This window comes from Mesorhizobium sp. M0047 (assembly GCF_040323315.1).
Classification (GTDB): domain Bacteria; phylum Pseudomonadota; class Alphaproteobacteria; order Rhizobiales; family Rhizobiaceae; genus Mesorhizobium.
The window spans coordinates 73,489-92,500 of the sequence record NZ_JAMYUW010000017.1; the positions used below are offsets into that span (position 1 = coordinate 73,489).

Consider the following 19,012-nt stretch of genomic DNA (forward strand, 5'->3'; position numbering starts at 1 on the left):
TTTCGATGCCGTCGAAGCGACAGGTTCTGTCAGCACATGTCACCTGTCGGGCACCTCGTCGAAACACAATTGGCCGGGCGAAAAGAAGACAGGCTTTAAGTTCGAAGGAGATGACGATGAAAGAGGAAACGGCTTCGATCCTCTGGCGCCGGCTGGACCTGGAGGGCTACGACGCCTGCCTGCTTTCGCCGAACGACGGCGGGCACAGCCTCGAGGGGCAGGCCATCTTCATCCAGGACGGCCAGCCGTGCTGCCTTGCCTATGAGGTGGATTGCGATGCCGGCTGGCGCACACGGGCGGCGCAGGTCGACGGTTCGGCTATGACGAGGTCCTTAACGTTTCGCCGTGCGGGTTCGTAGTCGATTATCCTGGCCTGTGGATAAGCTCGGCTGCATCAGGCTGAAGCGATCAAGCATCATTCCGATGCGGCCTATTTCGTGTCCAGCACGTCGCGCAGTTTTGTCGCCAACTGCTCGATGGTGAAGGGCTTGGCCAGGAAATGCACGTCATGGTCGAGCACGCCATTGTGGACCACGGCATTCCTGGTGAAGCCGGTGGTGAAGATCACCTTCAGCCGCGGCATGCGCGCGACCGCCTCTTGCGCCAGCTTGCGGCCGTTCATCACGGGCATGACGATATCGGTGAACAGAAGTGCGATGCCGGGGTTTTCCGCCAGTTTCTGCAACGCTTCCTGGCCACTTGCGGCGTCGATGACGGCGTAGCCAAGTTCGCGCAAGGCATCCGTGGTGGAGGCACGCACGCCGGCATCGTCCTCGACGACAAGGATCGTTTCGGTGACCGGTGCGGCGGGATTCTCGCCGCGCCCGCCCGACACGACAGGTCCCTGCGGGTCGAAGAATCGCGGCAAGTATATCTTGACCGTCGTGCCTTCGCCGGGTTCGGAATAGATCTTGACGTGGCCACCCGACTGTTTGACGAAACCGAATACCTGGCTCAGTCCCAGGCCGGTGCCCTTGTTGACCGGCTTGGTGGTGAAGAAGGGCTCGAAGGCCCTGGCTATGATTTCGGGGGCCATGCCCGAACCGGTGTCGCTGACGGCGATCATCACATACTGGCCGGCCTCGACATCGGCATGTGCCGCGGCGTAGTTGTCGTCGAGATGGCTGTTGGCGGTTTCGATGGTCAGCTTGCCGCCATCGCCCATGGCGTCGCGTGCATTGACGGCGAGGTTGAGAATGGCGTTCTCGATCTGGCTCGGGTCGGCATGGATCTTCCACAAGCCGCCCGCCAGCACGGTTTCGATGCGGATGGCTTCGCCGAGTGCCCGCCGGATCAGGTCCGACATTCCGGTCAGCAGACGGTTGGCGTCGACGATCTGCGGCGCCAGTGGCTGCTGACGCGAGAAGGCGAGCAGCCGGGCCGTCAGATTGGCGGCACGGGTCGCAGCGTCGACCGCCGCTTCGATGAATTTTTCGATGTCGTGTTCGCCGCGCGCGAGTTTGCGCTGGGCGAGGTTCATGGCACTGATGATCACAGCCAGCATGTTGTTGAAATCGTGGGCGATACCGCCCGTCAGCTGGCCGACTGCCTCCATCTTCTGCATCTGGCGTATCTGGGATTCGGCCTTTTCGCGCGTCTGTATCTCATGGCCGAGCGCGATGTTCTTGCGCATCAGTTCTTCCTGGACGACGACCACGTCGTGAAAGCGGCGACGCGATTGCCTGATCGTGTAGGCGGCAAGCAGGAAGATCGCCAGCAGCGCCGCCAGCGAACCGATGCGCAGCCAGGCCTCGACCTGGTCGGTATGAATGTCGCGCGCAGCGAGGGCGGCGGCGCTGATGCGTCGGATCGCATCCATGCTTGTCCGGATTTCGTCCATGGCGGCCTTGCCCTGGCCGCTGCGGACCAGATCCAGCGCCTTTGTCGCATTGCCTTGGTCATACAGCGCAATCGTCTCGGCCATTTCGGCCTGCTTTTGCGATAGCGCCTCCTTGATGTGGTTGATTTGCTGGACGACCTGGTCGTCGGGGGTGGTCATGCCTTCGATATGCGCAAGTCGCTCGGGAATTGCGCCGACGGCTTGCCGATAGGGTTCGAGATAGGATTTCTCGCCGGTCAGCAGATAGCCGCGCTGACCGCCCTCCGCGTCTTGCGCCAGCGAAAGCAGGCCCGAAAGCAATTCCTGATACTCGATTGCTTCGCGCGCGGCGGCGCGATTAGCCCTCTGGCCCTCGACCAGCATGGCACGGCTTCCGACGATCAGCGCCAACACCGCGAAGCCGATGATGAGCGGGAGCGATTGCCACCGCATGGCACGCCGAAGACGAGTAATCATCTGCAATGCTGAACCAAAAGGAGTTCCCCCTGGGCGGTATTTCGTAAGCGGCAGCGGGGCGGAACGCAATATGTCGCCTTCTTGAAGGCGGCAATCCGCCGCCAGCCTTGCGAAACCTTCATCATTTGGCTAAGGAGGCCGCGCATTCAGCGGCCGGCGTCAGCCGGCCTTCCACTTTTCGGGATTCCCGCTTTTTTTGGCTGGATCCGGCTTCAGTCAAAGGCATTTCGCTTCCATGGCGCGCATCGTGATGAAATTCGGCGGAACCTCCGTCGCCGACATCGCCCGCATCCGCAACGTGGCGCGTCATGTGAAACGCGAGGTCGACGCCGGCCATGAGGTGGCGGTGGTTGTTTCGGCGATGTCCGGCAAGACCAACGAACTGGTCGGCTGGACCCGCGAGGCCTCGCCGATGCACGACGCACGCGAATATGACGCGGTCGTCGCTTCCGGCGAACAGGTCACGGCCGGCCTTCTGGCAATCACCTTGCAGAACATGGGCGTGCATGCACGCTCCTGGCAGGGCTGGCAGATCCCGATCAAGACCGACAATGCGCATGGCGCAGCGCGCATCCTCGACATTGATGGTGCCTTCCTGATCAAACGCTTCGGCGAGGGCCAGGTGGCGGTGATCGCCGGATTCCAGGGCATCGGTCCAGATAATCGCATCTCCACGCTTGGCCGCGGCGGCTCCGACACCAGCGCGGTCGCCATTGCGGCGGCGGTCAAGGCCGATCGTTGCGACATCTACACCGATGTCGACGGGGTCTACACCACCGACCCGCGCATCGAGCCCAAGGCGCGGCGCCTGGCCAAGATATCGTTCGAGGAAATGCTTGAAATGGCCTCGCTCGGTGCCAAGGTTCTGCAGGTTCGTTCGGTCGAGCTTGCCATGGTGCACAAGGTGCGTACCTTCGTGCGGTCGTCCTTCGACGATCCCAATGCGCCCGGAATGGGGGATTTGCTCAATCCGCCCGGAACGCTCATTTGCGACGAGGAAGAGATCGTGGAACAACAGGTCGTCACCGGAATTGCCTATGCCAAGGACGAGGCGCAGATTTCGCTGCGCCGGGTCGGCGACCGGCCGGGCGTTGCCGCCGGCATCTTCGGGCCGCTGGCCGAGGCCAACATCAATGTCGACATGATCGTTCAGAACATATCCGAGGACGGAAAGTCTACCGACATGACATTCACCGTGCCGTCGGGCGATGTCGACAAGGCGCTGGCCGTGCTGGAGCGCCTCAAGGCGTCGATCGGCTACGATGTCGTGCAGTCGGAAGCCGGCATGTCGAAAGTTTCGGTCATCGGCATCGGCATGAGGAGCCATGCCGGCGTCGCCGCCACCGCTTTCAAGGCGCTGGCCGACAAGTCGATCAACATCCGTGCCATCACGACTTCGGAGATCAAGATTTCGATCCTGATCGACGGTCCGTACACCGAACTTGCGGTTCGCACTTTGCATTCCGTCTACGGTCTGGATAAGCAGTAGCGAGAACGATTTGAGTTGTTGCGTGTGCGCCGGTCGCAGTGGAAACTGTGGCGGGCAGAATGCCCATTGGAGAACAAGCCGCGATGCGTGATCAGGCCAGTGGCCCGCGCGTTTTGCTGAAACGGCTCCGCGAGCTCATGCAGGAGCCGCTGGAGCCGCAGGAGCGGCTTGACCGGATCGTGCGCGACATCGCCTCCAATATGGTCGCCGAAGTCTGCTCGCTCTATGTGCTGCGCTCCGATTCGGTGCTCGAACTCTACGCCACCGAGGGTTTGAACCCGAACGCCGTCCATCTGGCACAGTTGCGATTGGGGCAAGGCCTGGTCGGCACGATCGCGGCCAGCGCGCGGCCGCTCAATCTCTCGAATGCGCAGGAACACCCGGCCTTCGCTTATCTGCCGGAGACCGGGGAAGAGATCTACAACTCCTTCCTCGGCGTGCCGGTGCTGCGGGCAGGGCGCACATTGGGCGTGCTGGTGGTGCAGAACAAGACCATGCGTCACTACCGTGACGATGAGGTCGAGGCGCTGGAAACCACCGCCATGGTGATCGCCGAGATGATCGCCACCGGCGATCTGGCGCGGCTGACCAGGCCAGGGCTCGAACTCGATCTGCGCCGCCCGGTCAGCTTCACCGGCCTGTCCTTCAATGACGGCGTCGGGCTTGGCCATGTCGTGCTGCACGAGCCGCGCATCGTCGTCACCAATCTGTTCAACGAGGACAGCGAGGAAGAGGTCCGCCGGCTCGAAACCTCGCTCGGCTCGCTCAGGCTGTCCATCGACGACATGCTGGAGCGCCGCGATGTTGCCTTCGAGGGCGAGCATCGCCAGGTTCTGGAAGCCTATCGCATGTTCGCCAACGACCGCGGCTGGGTGCGGCGGCTTGAGGAGGCGATCCGCAACGGCCTGACGGCCGAGGCTGCCGTGGAAAAGGTGCAGAGCGACATGCGCGCCCGCATGCTGCACATGACCGATCCGTATCTGCGCGAACGGATGAGCGACTTCGACGACCTCGCCAACCGGCTGCTGCGCCAGCTGATGGGACGTGGGCCGGAGGATGTCGCCGCATCGCTGCCGAAGGACGCCATCATCGTTGCCCGTTCGATGGGGGCCGCCGAACTGCTCGATTATCCCCGGGACAAGATGCGCGGGCTGGTGCTCGAGGACGGTGCCGCGACCAGTCACGTCGTCATCGTCGCGCGTGCCATGGGCATCCCTGTCGCCGGCCAGATGAAGGGCGCCGTTTCCATGGCGGAAAACGGCGACGCCATCATAGTCGATGGCGAAGAGGGCGTGATCCATTTGCGGCCGCAGGCCGATCTCGAAGCCGCCTATGCCGAAAAGGTGCGTTTCCGGGCGCGCCGGCAAGAGGTCTATCGCGAGCTGCGCAAGAAGCCGTCGACGACCAAGGACGGCGTCCAGGTCGACCTGCTGATGAACGCCGGTCTTGCCGTCGACCTGCCGCAGCTCGCCGAGGCGGGTGCGGCCGGCATCGGCCTGTTTCGCACCGAATTGCAATTCATGGTCGCCTCGACGTTTCCCCGGGCCGAGGCCCAGGAAAAGCTTTACCGCGACGTGCTTGAGGCGGCGCGCGGCAAGCCGGTTACCTTCCGCACCATCGATATTGGCGGCGACAAGGTGCTGCCCTACTTCAAGGGCTCTATCCAGGAGGAGAATCCGGCGCTTGGCTGGCGGGCGATCCGCCTGACGCTGGACCGGCCGGGCTTGCTGCGCACCCAGATCCGCGCCTTGCTCAAGGCCAGCGGCGGGCGCGAGTTGAAGCTGATGCTGCCGATGGTGACCGAACTCGGCGAGATTGCCCAGGCGCGCGAGATCATCGATCGCGAGGTGCGGCATCTGTCGCGTTTTGCCCATCATTTGCCGACCAGCCTCAAGCTGGGCGCCATGCTGGAAGTGCCGTCGCTTTTGTTCCAGCTCGACGAATTGATGAAGGCCGTCGATTTCGTGTCGGTCGGTTCGAACGACCTGTTCCAGTTCGTCATGGCCGTCGACCGCGGCAACACTCAATTGGCCAACCGCTTCGACACGCTGTCGGCGCCGTTCCTGCGGGTGCTCAAGCAGATCGCCGATGCCGGCGTCCGCAACCACACGCCGGTGACCCTGTGCGGCGAACTCGCCGGAAAACCCATCTCGGCGATGGCGTTGATCGGCCTCGGCTTCCGCTCCATCTCGATGTCGCCGGCCTCGATCGGCCCGGTCAAGGCGATGCTGACGGAACTGCCGCTGGATGAGCTGGAGGCGTTCTTCGACGACAATCTGATGGCGCCGGCGCAGGGGTTGCCGATGCGGGCGCTGCTGCAGGCCTTTGCCGACGACCGTTCGATTCCATTGTAGCGTCCTCATCATGGTCAACCTGCCCCGCGATCGTATGGATCAAGTCGTCAAGCGTTTCGAGATGCTCGAAGCGCAGATGTCGGCTGGCCCGGCGCCGGATGCCTATGTACGGATGGCGTCCGAATATGCCGACATTCAGGACATGGTGGCCAAGGTCAGGGCACTGCGCTTGGCCGAGCATGAGCAGGCCGACCTCAAAGCCATGCTTGCCGACAAGGGCACCGATGCCGAGATGCGGGCGCTTGCCGAGGCCGACCTGCCGGAGGTCGAGGAACGCATCGAGGCGCTGCAGAGGGACATCCAGATCCTGCTGTTGCCCAAGGATGCCGCCGACGACAAGAACGCCATTCTCGAAATTCGTGCCGGAACCGGCGGCGATGAGGCCGCCCTTTTCGCCGGCGATCTGTTTCGCATGTATGAGCGCTACGCTGCCGAACGTGGCTGGCGTTTCGAGACGGCTTCGGCCAGTGAAGGCGATGCCGGCGGCTACAAGGAAATCATCGCCACGGTGTCGGGCAAGGGCGTCTTTGCGCATCTGAAATTCGAATCCGGCGTACACCGCGTGCAGCGCGTGCCGGCGACCGAGGCGAGCGGGCGCATCCACACGTCGGCGGCAACCGTCGCAGTGCTGCCGGAAGCCGAAGAGGTCGACATCGACATCAGGGCCGAAGACATCCGCATCGACACGATGCGCGCCTCGGGTTCAGGCGGCCAGCACGTCAACACCACCGATTCGGCCGTTCGCATCACCCATTTGCCAACCGGCATCATGGTGGTGCAGGCGGAGAAGTCGCAGCATCAGAATCGGGCGAAGGCCATGCAGATCCTGCGCGCCCGGCTCTATGACCTGGAGCGCGGCAAGGCTGACGAGGAGCGTTCCGAATCGCGCAAGTCGCAGGTCGGTTCGGGCGACCGCTCGGAACGCATCCGCACCTATAATTTCCCGCAAGGCCGAGTCACCGACCATCGCATCAACCTGACGCTCTACAAGCTCGACCGGGTGATGATGGGCGAGCTCGACGAGATCATCAACGCGCTGATCGCCGATCACCAGTCGAAGCTGCTTGCCGACATCGGCATCGATGGCTGATCAACTGCCCGAGACGCTCGGGCCGCTGCTGCGGGAAGCGCAGGCTCGGCTTGCCGCTGCCGCTACCAATGATCCGGCGCTCGATGCGCGGCTGATCGTCGAGCATTTTTCCGGCACCACGCGTACGCAAGCCATCGCGGACCCCGAACGCAAGGTCGACGCTGATATTGTTGTCGAAATCGACGCCGCCTTGCGGCGCCGCGCCGGCGGTGAGCCGGTGCACCGCATCCTTGGCTATCGTGAATTCTACGGTTTGCGCCTGTCGCTGTCGCCGGAAACGCTGGAGCCGCGGCCGGATACCGAAACGCTGGTCGAGGCGGTGTTGCCCTTCGTCAAGGCAATCGCGGCGCGGGAGGGCGTATGCCGGATCCTCGATCTTGGCACCGGCACCGGCGCCATTGCGCTGGCGCTGCTCAGCGCCGTGCCGACAGCTACGGCCACCGGTGTCGATCTGTCCGCGGGCGCGTTGGCGACGGCGACCCGCAATGCCGGGCAGTTGGGCCTTGCAAGGCGGTTCACAGCGCTCCAGTCGGACTGGCTTGAAAAAGTTTCGGGCCGGTACCATGTAATTGCCGCAAACCCTCCCTATATACCCTCTGAAGACATAGGAAATCTGCAGGACGAAGTCCGCAATTTCGACCCGCGCTTGGCCTTGGATGGCGGCGCGGATGGTCTGAACCCCTATAGGATCATCGCCGCGGAGGCGGCGAGGTTTTTGGAAACTGAAGGCAGGATTGCGGTCGAGATCGGCCACACGCAGCACGATCAAGTCTCGAAGACATTCACAGTTGCCGGCTACGTGCCGGGTGGTGCTTTTCGGGATCTTGGCGGAAACGACAGGGTTCTTGTCTTTGAAAGGATAAAGCCTTGATGCAGTGCAAAAAAGCGCTTGGCAATGCCGGGGAATGCGGCTAGGGTCGCCTTAACCGGATGAGACGAAGCAGGCAGTGCTCTTAGCGATTCGGTTTTCCTTGGAAATAGCTGCCTTCTTGCGCAAACGATGCCCAAGCTTCGTGCGGGAATCGTCCGGCAAGTGATGTAACCGGAACAGGATGGCACGTGGCGCCAACGCAATTGATGCGGGCGAACGCCGGTGAAGAGACGAAGCGGCTGGCTGCATGAGCGCCTCCGTTCGTGAAGAGTTTTCGAAAATTTCAAGATGAAGAGAGTTTGATGAGGCCACAACAGCAGAACAGGCGCATGCGCGGTCGCAACAACAATGGCGGCGGCAGCAACAATAACAACAATAACAACAACAACCGCAAGGGGCCGAACCCCCTGACGCGCAACTACGAGAGCAATGGCCCGGACGTCAAGATCCGCGGTTCGGCTCAGCAGATCGCCGAAAAATACGCCACCCTTGCCCGCGACGCGCAAAGCTCCGGCGATCGGGTCATGGCGGAGAATTATCTCCAGCACGCCGAACATTACAATCGCATCATCGCGGCCGCGCAGGCGCAGATGCCGATCCAGAACACGCAGCAGAATCGCGATGATTTCGACGATGACGGCGACGAGGATCGCGACGATTTCGACAATGCCAGCAACAACACCAATACCGTTTCCGATGCCCAAGTGCCGGTGATCAACCATGGCGCCGGCCCGCAGCCGGTCATCGAAGGCATGCCGGCCGAGGTTGCACTCAACCGGGAAGGTGGCCGCGACAATCGTGACAATAGCGGGCGTGATAATAGCGGGCGCGACAATAGCGGGCGCAACAGTGGTGGCCGCGACAACAGTGGCGCACGCCATCGCGATCGTCGCCCCAATGGCGGTTACGGCCAGCGGGATTATTCATCGTCCGCCGAGCAAGGTGGTCAGCCCCGGAGCAACGAGGCTCCGGTTCAGGCCGAACCCGCTTCGCCGACCGAGTCCGTTGCGGCGGCCGAACCCGCTCCGTTGTTCGAGAACCTTTCGCCGGCGGATCTTGCCGCCCGGGCCGAGCTCAATGAGGCGGCCGCCGAAAGCGGTGCTGCCCGTCGCCCGAGGCGTCCGCGCCGTCCGCGCGTCAACGCCAATCAGGTCGATGGCGGTGGCGACAGAGCCGAAGGTGGCGAGGTGACTGCGGCCCCGGCCGACAGCGGCAACGCTGAACCGGCCATTGTCGACATCGACAACTGATCGAACGACATTTCAATACATTGAGCGGCGGGGAGAAATCTCCGCCGTTTTTGTTTTGTGCCGCGATGGAATATTATGCATTGACCGACATCAAGGCGTCTTGAGAGAGCATGGCCTATGCACCATATCTCGGCTGAACAGGATCCGGCTCGAATGGGCGGATTCGTCACCGCAATCTGATCCGGTGCCGCAAAGCGGGCCGGTGATGGAAGGAGACAGATATGAACCTTGAGAAATACTCCGAGCGCGTGCGCGGCTTCATCCAGTCCGCGCAGACCATGGCGCTCTCCCGCAACCACCAGCAGTTCACGCCTGAACACATCCTGAAGGTGCTCGTCGACGATGACGAGGGCCTGGCCGCATCACTGATCGAGCGCGCCGGCGGCAACGTCCGCGACGTCAAGCTTGGCGTCGAGACGGCGCTCGAGGCGATGCCCAAGGTCGAGGGCGGCAACGGTCAGCTCTATCTGGCGCAGCCGCTGGCAAAAGTGTTCTCGACCGCCGAGGAACTGGCCAAGAAGGCCGGCGACAGTTTTGTCACCGTCGAGCGGCTGCTGCAGGCGCTCGCCATGGAGAAATCGGCCAAGACCGCCGACATCCTGGCCAAGGCCAGCGTCACCGCGCAGGCGCTCAACCAGGTCATCAACGACGTCCGCAAGGGCCGCACCGCCGATTCAGCGAGTGCCGAACAGGGCTACGACGCGCTGAAGAAATATGCGCGCGACCTGACCGCGGATGGGCGTGCCGGCAAGCTCGATCCGGTGATTGGCCGTGACGACGAGATCCGACGCACCATCCAGGTGCTGTCGCGCCGCACCAAGAACAATCCGGTGCTGATCGGTGAACCGGGCGTCGGCAAGACGGCGATCGCCGAAGGCCTGGCGCTGCGCATCGTCAATGGCGACGTGCCGGAATCGCTGAAGGACAAGCAATTGATGGCGCTCGACATGGGCGCGCTGATTGCCGGCGCCAAATACCGCGGCGAGTTCGAGGAGCGGCTGAAGGCCGTGCTCTCCGAAGTCACCTCGGCCAGCGGCAACATCATCCTGTTCATCGACGAGATGCACACGCTGGTCGGTGCCGGAAAGGCGGATGGCGCCATGGATGCTTCGAACTTGTTGAAGCCCGCGCTTGCGCGCGGTGAACTGCACTGTGTCGGCGCCACCACGCTCGACGAGTACCGCAAGCATGTCGAGAAAGATGCAGCCCTTGCCCGCCGCTTCCAGCCGGTGTTCGTCGACGAGCCGACGGTGGAAGACACCGTTTCGATCCTGCGCGGCCTGAAGGAAAAATACGAACAGCACCACAAGGTGCGTATCTCGGATTCGGCGCTGGTGGCGGCGGCGACGCTGTCCAACCGCTACATCGCCGACCGCTTTCTGCCGGACAAGGCGATCGACCTCGTCGACGAGGCCGCATCGCGACTGCGCATGCAGGTCGATTCCAAGCCCGAAGCACTGGACGAGATCGATCGCCGCATCATGCAGCTCAAGATCGAGCGCGAAGCGCTGAAGGTCGAGACGGACGATGCCTCGAAGGACCGACTCGCCCGCCTGGAAAAGGAACTCGTCGGCCTCGAAGAGGAATCGACCGAGATCACCGCCAAGTGGCAAGCCGAGAAGCAGAAGCTCGGGCTCGCCGCTGACCTCAAGAAGCAGCTCGACGAGGCGCGCAACGACCTTGCCATTGCCCAGCGCAAGGGTGAGTTCCAGCGCGCCGGCGAGCTAGCCTATGGCAAGATCCCGGAACTGGAAAAGAAGCTGAAGCAGGCCGAGGCCCAGGACGGCAAGGTCGGCATGGTCGAAGAGGTGGTCACCCCCGACCACGTCGCTCATATCGTCTCGCGCTGGACCGGCATTCCGGTCGACAAGATGCTGCAGGGCGAGCGCGACAAGCTGCTGCGCATGGAAGACGAGATCGGCAAGCGCGTCGTCGGCCAGGGCGAAGCGGTGCAGTCCGTCTCGAAGGCCGTGCGTCGGGCGCGTGCGGGCCTGCAGGATCCGAACCGGCCGATCGGCTCGTTCATGTTCCTCGGACCGACGGGTGTCGGCAAGACCGAACTGACCAAGGCGCTGGCGAACTTCCTGTTCGACGACGAAAGCGCGATGGTGCGGATCGACATGTCGGAGTTCATGGAGAAGCACTCGGTTGCCCGGCTGATCGGCGCGCCTCCCGGCTATGTCGGCTATGAGGAAGGTGGCGCGCTGACCGAAGCGGTGCGGCGGCGGCCCTATCAGGTCGTGCTGTTCGACGAGATTGAAAAGGCACATCCCGATGTCTTCAACGTCCTGTTGCAGGTGCTCGACGACGGCCGCCTGACCGATGGCCAGGGCCGTACCGTCGACTTCCGCAACACGCTGATCATCATGACCTCGAACCTCGGTGCTGAATATCTCGTCAATCTCGGCGAGGACCAGGATGTCGATGTGGTTCGCGACGAGGTGATGAATGTCGTCAGGGCATCGTTCCGGCCGGAGTTCCTCAACCGCGTCGACGAGGTGATCCTGTTCCACCGGCTGCGCCGGCAGGATATGGGCCGCATCGTCGAGATCCAGCTCAAGCGGCTGGAGAGCCTGCTTGTCGACCGCAAGATCACGCTGTCGCTGGATCAGGAGGCGATCGACTGGCTGGCAGCCAAGGGTTACGACCCGGCCTATGGCGCGCGGCCGCTGAAGCGCGTGATGCAGAAGGAGTTGCAGGATCCTCTGGCGGAGAAGGTCCTGCTTGGCGACATCCTCGACGGCTCGACCGTCAAGGTGACAGCCGGTTCCGACCGGCTGAACTTCCGCTCGAAGCCGACGATCGTCGCGGCGGAAGCGGCAGCCTAATCCAACGCCGCGCGGCCATTCTGGCCGCGCGGCGTCTTAGGTCTTTGACATATGCATGTCATTCTCCCAAAACTGGCGCCACTTTTGGGCGACATACACCTAAAAACCTGAGAGCACTGATGACGCTGGACGACTATAACGACTTCTGCGCTTCATTGCCGTCGACGACCCATGTCGTCCAGTGGGGCGGTGCCCATGTCTGGAAGGTCGGAGCCAAGGTCTTTGCGATCGGCGGCTGGGGCCAGGGTGGCCAACTCTTCGTGACCTTCAAATGCTCCGATATCGCCTATGATGTGCTCAAGGAGCAGCCGGGTCTGCGGCCCGCGCCCTATCTTGCGTCGCGCGGCATGACATGGATCCAGCGTCAGACAAGCCACAGCATGGATGATAGTGCGCTGAAGGACTATCTGCGCGAGAGCTATCGTCTTGTCGCCCTGAAGCTGACCAAGCAGGCGCGCAAGGAATTGGGTCTTGCCGCAAGCTAGATAATATTCGCCGATGCGCCGGAAACCGCCATCTTCATGCCCGGTTCATATTGGAACCATATGGTGATTGACTGGTTTGCTGGCGAAGGGGTTCGCCTTACAGGGACACTGCCGGGCGGCGGCAATTACGGACCGGAGAGCTTCGCCACCATGCTGCGCACGATCTTCACCCTCTCGGCACTTGCCGGCGGGTTCTTGTCTGCCAATGCCGTCGCTGCCCCGACGCAGGACAGCGCACCACCGATTGTCCGCGCCATCAACGACGGTGCCATCCTGCTCGCACAGGACGGCAATCTGGACATCTACTATGACGCCAGGGGCAATCGCGTCATCGTTGACGCCGAAACCGGCAAGGTCATCGCCATTCAGCCGCCGAAGTCGCGACTCGATCGCCGCGCGCTGCGTCGCGAGACACGGTTGCGCGAACTGGGCCGCGTTCCCGATGACAATGATCGCTATTATCTCGACAATCCGGAAGATATGGCGCGGTTCCGCCGCAAGCAACTGGAAGAGGAAGGCCGGGTCATCCCGCCGCCGGCCGACGAATACGATCCTAACGGTGACAATTCCGTGGAAGTCTATCCGCCGGCACCGCAGGACGATGGCAGCTACGACAACAATTTTCCCGATGCACCCCAGCCGGCAGAGCCGCAAATCATAACGCGTCAGCCATTGGACGAGGCCTCGATAGATACTGGTCAGCCTGCGGCACCGACCGAACAGACCATGCCCGAGGATCAGGCGGCACTGCCGCCGAAGATCGGCGGCAAGACCATCGAGCCGTCGCTTTCGCTAGGAGCGCGCGAGGACGTCGCAGCGCTGCAGGTGCTGCTCGACCGGGGTGGCGCTTCGCCTGGCGTCATCGACGGGCGATTCGGTTCGAATGTCGACAAGGCACTCGCCGCCTACAACCAGATCACCAGTAGCAATCTGCGATCGACCGATGCTGTCGGCATCCAGTCAGCACTGGCGCAATCCGGCGGCGACGCTTTCGCCAACTACACAATCACGCCGGAGGATGCGGCCGGCCCGTATGTCGCCTCGATCCCGGAAGACTACAGCCAAAAGGCGCAGCTCGATCGCATGGGCTATACGTCTGTGACCGAAGCGCTGGCGGAGCGCTTCCACATGGACGAGAATTATCTCAAGGCGCTCAATCCGGACGTCAACTTCAATCGCCCCGGCACGATCATTAAAGTCGCCAATTTCGGCAGGTTGGTCTCGACTCCGGTGGCGCGCATCGTCGCCGACAAGGACAAGAAAGAGGTTTTCGCCTATGATGCCGGCGGCAAGCTGGTGGCGGCCTATCCCGCCACTATCGGCTCATCGGATACGCCGTCACCGTCCGGGACGCATGCGGTATCGCGCGTCGCGCTCGATCCGAACTACACCTACAATCCCAGCATCAATTTCAAGCAGGGTCAAAACAACAAGATCCTGACCATTCCGCCAGGCCCGAACGGTCCCGTCGGCTCGGTTTGGATCGCGCTGGACAAGCCGACCTACGGCATTCATGGCACACCCGACCCCTCGAAGATCGGCAAGACTGAAAGCCATGGCTGCGTGCGCCTGACCAACTGGGATGCGCGTGAGCTGGCCAAACTGGTTTCGCCGGGTGTGACGGTTGAGTTTGTCGGCGGACCTTCAGCCGATGATTTTGCGCAGCAGTGAACTCCGAAGTGCGGCGGCATAGATCAGCTGCACGACCAGGATGAAGCCGATGCCGAGCAAGGCATTGACGAATGACAATACGGCGCCGATCGCCCACAGGATTTGCGCCTTGATGATGCGCAGATAGACCGTGCGTTTCGTTTCCGCGTCGACACCCTCTGCCAGGAAGCCGTTTTTCTCCGCATAGCGCCAGCTCGCGAAGAGGTGACGCCGAGCATCAGCAGATTGAGCCAGTAGACCAGCACGGCGATTCTGAACTCGAGGAAGTCAGCCAGAAGGTCGGTCGAGAACGGCAGCAGGGCGATGAAGGCGAGAAAGCAGAGGTTCAACGTCGCAAGCCGTCGGTCGGATCTGGCGATCAGGCCATGCTGTGCCTGCTGGCCGAACCAGAAGATGGTCAGCGTCAGGAAACTCAAGGCGTAGGTCAGGAAGCGTGGCGCCAGTGCTACGATCGCGGCAAGGAGTTCGCCTTCTGAATGGATCGCCTCGTGCGCCGGCACCCTGATTTCGAGGACGATCAGGGTGAGTGCGATTGCGAACACCCCGTCGGTGATGCCGACGATGCGGCCACGTCCCTCCGCCGATGCTTCAAGTGGCCGCTTCATCGATTTATCCCCGTTGCAATTTGCAGGAAACCTAACATGGCTGCCGCCGTTTGCGTCAGAGCAGGCGCAATCCCGGCAATGTGGCTGGTTTCAACGACAGTAAGCCGCTGGCCGGTTGTTGCCATTACACCCGAAGTCTAAGCAAGGTTCCATGCATTCACCAAGTGCCGCCGCCGCCGTCCCCCTGACCAGTCCGGTCACGAATGGAACCTTCTGCCCGCAAGCGCAGCGGCGATTTGTGCTGATCGCGGCAATCCTGGCCTCGGCGCTCGGCTTCATCGACGGTTCGATCCTTGCGATCGCCATGCCGGCGATCCGCGTCAACCTCGGCGCCAGCCTGGCGCAAGCGCAGTGGATTTCTAATGCTTATGCGTTGACGCTGTCGGCGCTGATCCTTGCCGGGGGTGCCGCCGGTGACCGATTCGGGCTGCGCCGCGCCTTCGTGGCGGGCATTGCGCTGTTCATTGCCGCTTCGCTTGCCTGTGCGCTGGCGCCGAATGCAATTGTGCTGATCGCATTTCGCGCCGTGCAAGGCATTGGTGCTGCGATCATGGTGCCGGGCAGCCTCGCCATCATTGCAAAGGCCTATCCGAAGAAGGAGCGCGGCCGCGCCATCGGCGTCTGGGCAGCGGCCTCGGCACTGACCACGGCACTTGGCCCGGTTTTCGGCGGCTTCGTGCTGTCGGCTTTCGGCGACGGCATCTGGCGGGCGATCTTCGCCATCAACCTGCCGCTCGGCTTGATCTCGATCTATCTTCTGCTGGCCAAGGTTCCAGCCGATATGCCGACGGAGAAGCGCAGCCTGGACCTCGCCGGCGCCGCGCTCGCGACATTGGCGTTCGGCGCGCTCGCCTATGGGCTGATCTCGATGAGCGCCAGCGACGAGAGCCACATGTCGGGGCCGAGCATTGCCGCCGGCGCCGGACTGCTTGTCGTTTTCATCTTTTTCGAACTTCGACAGCGCGAGCCGATGATCGATCTGTCGCTGTTTCGCGTCGGCGCCTTCGCCGGCGCCAATATGGCGACGTTTTTCCTCTATTTCGCGCTGTCGGCCAATCTTTTCTATCTGCCGATGTTGCTGATCGCCGGCTGGGGCCTGAGTACGGCCGAGGTCGGCTTCATTTTCTTGCCGCTGTCGGCATTGATCGCAATCCTGTCGGGACCGGTCGGCCAGCTGTCGGACCGGATCGGCCCGCGGTTTCCGATCGCCTGCGGCAGCCTTGTCGTGGCTTTCGCCTTCGCCGGACTTGCCTTGCTCGCCCATGCCGGCATTCATAATTTCTGGACGGGGACATTTCCGCTGATGGCGCTGATGGGGCTCGGCATGGCGCTGGTCGTATCGCCATTGTCGACCGCGATCATGACGGCGGTTGAAGACAAGGATACGGGTGCGGCCTCCGGCATCAACAATGCCGTCTCGCGAATCGGCGGTCTGATCGCGGTGGCGGCGATGGGCTCGCTTGCCGCTTGGGTCTACGCGCACGCGCTGGATGGCAATGCAACGCCCGGCGTGCCTGGCTTTGGCGAGCCGGCGACGGTTGGCCTTGCGCCCGCCGTCGATGCGGCAAGGCTCGCCGCGAGCGACGCCGCGTTTGCCGCCGTCTCTGCGGTGACGGCGCTGCTTTGCCTGCTTTCGGCCGTCATCGCCTGGACGACCATTTCCGGGCAACCGCTGCCATGGCCACGGGGTGCAGAAAATCCGCAAGGCTGAGAAATTCAGCAAGGTTGGACCGACGGATCAACCGTCGATCTTGGCACTCGCAACCTTCAGCGAATCACTGTCTTCCTGCTTCAGCAGATCGTCGATGCGCTCGCGCTCGCGCTTGAAGGCGACGAGGTCGTCGCCCTTCAACACCTTGCCGACCGGCAGCCGGACGCGCATCGAATCGACTTTGGTGCCGTTGACGATCAGCTCGTAGTGGAGGTGCGGACCGGTGGAGAGACCGGTCTGGCCGAGATAACCAATGATCTGGCCCTGGCGCACGCGTACGCCGGGTTCGATGCCTTTGGCAAAGGCGCTCTGGTGATTGTATGACGTCTCGTAGCCGTTGGCATGGCGCAGGATGATCTGCTTGCCATAGCCGCCGGCCCAGCCCGCCTTCTCGACGACACCATTGCCAGCGGCGATGATCGGCGATCCGATGGGAGCGGCCCAATCTGTGCCGGTGTGCATGCGGACATAGCCGAGGATCGGATGTTTGCGGGCACCAAATCCGGAGGTAAATCTACCATTGGGCAGCGGGTTGCGCAGCAGGAACTGCTCGGCGCTCGATCCGTTCTCGTCGAAATAGTCGGTGCTGCCGTCCTGCATCTGGAAACGGTAGAAGTTGCGCGTCTGGCCGCCGAACGTCGCCGAGACGTAGAGAAGCTCGGAGCTGTCCGAGGTCTGGTCGTCGCCATCGGGCTGCGAAAACAGCACTTCGATGCGGTCGGCGGGGTTGAGCCGGGACTGGAAGTCGACGCCAGACGCCAGCAGCTTGATCAGCTGCTTGGTCATCGCCTTGGACATGCCGTAGGAATAGGCGGTGCGGTAGATGCCGTCATAAATGTTGGGCAAGTTGCCGCGCACCACCACCGGAGCCGACGAATCATCGAAGGCCGTCAGCAATTCGGGATTCGGATCGGGTTCCTGCGCCGGCACATACTGGCCGCGATCGTCGAGCGCGATGGTGACGATGTGCTGTGTCCTGTCGTAGACGCTGGTGCGCACGACCTTGGCGGCATCGCCGCGAACCTCAAGCCCGACACGCAGCACGGTTCCGGCCTTGAGCGCTGTTGCGTTCAACAGCTTGGCGATGGCTTCGGCCATGCCGGTGGCGTCTTCGCCCGTGTAGCCCGAATCAGCAAAAGCCTCAGTGACGTCGAGATCCTTGGTGAAGGGGATGATCTCCTCGGCGAAAGCCGGCGCCTGGTCGTCGGCGGCGGCGCGCGGTGCCACCGAGACGTTCTCCGGCACGATCTTGACGTCATAGGAGCCTGCCATGCTCTCGGCAAAGGCTTCGCCGAACCGCTGCGGGTCGACATAGTGAAGTGAAGCGACCTGCACGGCGCCGTCGCTGAGGTCGGTGCCGGCTTCGCGCACGACCTTTTCCACCTCGTCGGCGGACAGGTCGCTCTTTTCGTCGAAGGAAGCCGTCTCGATCGGAAAATCGACGGTCTTCAGGCTCATCTCGCTTTCGACCTTGGCGCCGTAGATCTGGCCAGAGGCGGCCGAGGCTGTCGCGGGCTGAGCACTGTCGTCGCTGTCGTCGCCGAACACCTGCATCGGATCGAAGGGCGGGTAGGCGCGGCTGGTGGTGTGGCCCGCGCCAAGCGCCATCTTGATCTGCACGAAAGGCATGGTGTGGATGACGTCGCGGTCGCCGACCTTGGTCACCATCGACACTTCCATGCGGCGACGGTCCTTGGCCTTGGCGATCTGACGCGGCGCCACCAGCCTTGTCGTCTTGGCGACTTCGCCGGAATCGCCGTTACCGGCAAGATTGATCAACTCGGCGATCTCGGGCGGGGTGGCCAGTTGCTGGCGGCCGTCAAGGGCGGCGAACAGCGCGACGCCCATCAGTACGCTTGAGGTCACGCCGGTGAGAAAGGTTCCCGACAGCCAGCGTGCAGAAACCTCGCGCCGATCGGGCGGGCCGCTGCGGCCGTCCGCGATAAGCGGCGGCTCGTTGCCGAGTTCGGCTATGACATCTTCCGTGTCTGGCATCCAGAAAGGCTGCTTCTTCCCCGGGCGGAACGGCTTGTCGCTTTTGTTGTGGCCGTGACATTTGCCTGTCATGGCAGGTGAAGTCAACGAAGCGCCAGGCTCCGACCGAATTCCCCCCAAGCACTTCTCTTATAGAGCGCTCTATCGGAAGGGGCGGTGTACCTTCCCTGCAAGGCTCGCCGCGCGCTCCTCTATGAGGCCCTCAAAAGAGGCGCCGCTCCATCGCGCGGCGCCGCTTTCGTCGGGTTTGGTGTCGAACGGCAATGCGGCGGCAATAGGGCTCTTTCGCGGGTGTCCAACCCGTACGGTCCACGTTCCCCTGGGGCAGTCGGCTACCAACAGACCGAGCCCGAGATTTCTGTCGCAA

General features: G+C 62.7%; 13 protein-coding genes. 10 read left to right on the forward strand and 3 right to left on the reverse strand.

Annotated elements, in window-relative coordinates; translation table 11 throughout:
• Positions 1-116 precede the first annotated feature (116 nt).
• The gene (locus NKJ89_RS18135; protein WP_352604428.1) at positions 117-359 is read left to right on the forward strand and encodes a putative glycolipid-binding domain-containing protein; all 243 of its coding nucleotides are present in this window, start codon (positions 117-119) and stop codon (positions 357-359) included.
• Positions 360-430: 71 nt separating this feature from the next.
• On the opposite strand, the gene NKJ89_RS18140 is transcribed toward NKJ89_RS18135, so the two are convergent.
• Entirely contained in the window at positions 431-2,272 is a 1,842-nt protein-coding gene (locus NKJ89_RS18140; RefSeq protein WP_352604510.1) for a CHASE3 domain-containing protein, read from the reverse strand.
• Between the two features lie 259 nt (positions 2,273-2,531).
• Here NKJ89_RS18140 and NKJ89_RS18145 point away from each other — a divergent pair, with 259 nt between their 5' ends.
• From NKJ89_RS18145 to NKJ89_RS18180, 8 genes are all read left to right on the forward strand, one after another.
• Positions 2,532-3,785 carry an aspartate kinase gene (locus NKJ89_RS18145; RefSeq protein ID WP_352604430.1) on the forward strand — a complete coding sequence of 418 codons (1,254 nt, stop codon included), beginning with the start codon at positions 2,532-2,534 and terminating at the stop codon, positions 3,783-3,785.
• Between the two features lie 83 nt (positions 3,786-3,868).
• Entirely contained in the window at positions 3,869-6,139 is a 2,271-nt protein-coding gene (gene ptsP, locus NKJ89_RS18150; RefSeq protein WP_023757177.1) for a phosphoenolpyruvate--protein phosphotransferase, read from the forward strand.
• Positions 6,140-6,149: 10 nt separating this feature from the next.
• Positions 6,150-7,229, forward strand: a complete 1,080-nt coding sequence (gene prfA / locus NKJ89_RS18155) for a peptide chain release factor 1 (protein WP_023757176.1) — start codon at positions 6,150-6,152, stop codon at positions 7,227-7,229.
• Complete coding sequence (gene prmC / locus NKJ89_RS18160) at positions 7,222-8,100, forward strand: peptide chain release factor N(5)-glutamine methyltransferase (RefSeq protein ID WP_352604432.1); 879 nt, start codon at positions 7,222-7,224, stop codon at positions 8,098-8,100. The genes prfA and prmC overlap by 8 nt, the downstream gene beginning before the upstream one ends.
• Before the next feature lie 302 nt (positions 8,101-8,402).
• Positions 8,403-9,350, forward strand: coding sequence for a DUF4167 domain-containing protein (locus NKJ89_RS18165; protein WP_352604434.1), 948 nt, complete (start codon positions 8,403-8,405; stop codon positions 9,348-9,350).
• Between the two features lie 221 nt (positions 9,351-9,571).
• A complete protein-coding gene (gene clpB, locus NKJ89_RS18170; protein WP_352604436.1) occupies positions 9,572-12,178 on the forward strand; it encodes an ATP-dependent chaperone ClpB in 2,607 nt (868 codons plus the stop codon).
• Between the two features lie 119 nt (positions 12,179-12,297).
• Positions 12,298-12,663 carry an MmcQ/YjbR family DNA-binding protein gene (locus NKJ89_RS18175; protein ID WP_023757172.1) on the forward strand — a complete coding sequence of 122 codons (366 nt, stop codon included), beginning with the start codon at positions 12,298-12,300 and terminating at the stop codon, positions 12,661-12,663.
• 150 nt (positions 12,664-12,813) lie between these two features.
• The gene (locus NKJ89_RS18180) at positions 12,814-14,334 is read left to right on the forward strand and encodes a L,D-transpeptidase family protein (RefSeq protein WP_352604512.1); all 1,521 of its coding nucleotides are present in this window, start codon (positions 12,814-12,816) and stop codon (positions 14,332-14,334) included.
• Positions 14,335-14,357: 23 nt separating this feature from the next.
• Here the strand turns inward: NKJ89_RS18180 and NKJ89_RS18185 are convergent, their stop codons facing one another.
• Positions 14,358-14,939, reverse strand: coding sequence for a TMEM175 family protein (locus NKJ89_RS18185; protein WP_352604438.1), 582 nt, complete (start codon positions 14,937-14,939; stop codon positions 14,358-14,360).
• 151 nt (positions 14,940-15,090) lie between these two features.
• On the opposite strand from NKJ89_RS18185, the gene NKJ89_RS18190 reads away from it, so the two are divergent.
• Positions 15,091-16,650, forward strand: a complete 1,560-nt coding sequence (locus tag NKJ89_RS18190) for an MFS transporter (protein ID WP_352604440.1) — start codon at positions 15,091-15,093, stop codon at positions 16,648-16,650.
• A gap of 27 nt (positions 16,651-16,677) precedes the next feature.
• Here the strand turns inward: NKJ89_RS18190 and NKJ89_RS18195 are convergent, their stop codons facing one another.
• Positions 16,678-18,645 carry a M23 family metallopeptidase gene (locus NKJ89_RS18195; protein WP_352604442.1) on the reverse strand — a complete coding sequence of 656 codons (1,968 nt, stop codon included), beginning with the start codon at positions 18,643-18,645 and terminating at the stop codon, positions 16,678-16,680.
• Positions 18,646-19,012: the final 367 nt, after the last annotated feature.

Coding starts and splice junctions, on each gene's coding strand:
- NKJ89_RS18135 (WP_352604428.1), top strand. CDS start 117: ATGAAAGAGGAAACGGCTTCGATCCTCTGGCGCCGGCTGGACCTGGAG.
- prmC (WP_352604432.1), top strand. CDS start 7,222: ATGGCTGATCAACTGCCCGAGACGCTCGGGCCGCTGCTGCGGGAAGCG.
- NKJ89_RS18180 (WP_352604512.1), top strand. CDS start 12,814: ATGCTGCGCACGATCTTCACCCTCTCGGCACTTGCCGGCGGGTTCTTG.
- ptsP (WP_023757177.1), top strand. CDS start 3,869: ATGCGTGATCAGGCCAGTGGCCCGCGCGTTTTGCTGAAACGGCTCCGC.
- NKJ89_RS18195 (WP_352604442.1), bottom strand. CDS start 18,645: ATGCCAGACACGGAAGATGTCATAGCCGAACTCGGCAACGAGCCGCCG.
- clpB (WP_352604436.1), top strand. CDS start 9,572: ATGAACCTTGAGAAATACTCCGAGCGCGTGCGCGGCTTCATCCAGTCC.
- NKJ89_RS18185 (WP_352604438.1), bottom strand. CDS start 14,939: ATGAAGCGGCCACTTGAAGCATCGGCGGAGGGACGTGGCCGCATCGTC.
- NKJ89_RS18145 (WP_352604430.1), top strand. CDS start 2,532: ATGGCGCGCATCGTGATGAAATTCGGCGGAACCTCCGTCGCCGACATC.
- NKJ89_RS18140 (WP_352604510.1), bottom strand. CDS start 2,272: ATGCGGTGGCAATCGCTCCCGCTCATCATCGGCTTCGCGGTGTTGGCG.
- NKJ89_RS18175 (WP_023757172.1), top strand. CDS start 12,298: ATGACGCTGGACGACTATAACGACTTCTGCGCTTCATTGCCGTCGACG.
- NKJ89_RS18190 (WP_352604440.1), top strand. CDS start 15,091: ATGCATTCACCAAGTGCCGCCGCCGCCGTCCCCCTGACCAGTCCGGTC.
- NKJ89_RS18165 (WP_352604434.1), top strand. CDS start 8,403: ATGAGGCCACAACAGCAGAACAGGCGCATGCGCGGTCGCAACAACAAT.
- prfA (WP_023757176.1), top strand. CDS start 6,150: ATGGTCAACCTGCCCCGCGATCGTATGGATCAAGTCGTCAAGCGTTTC.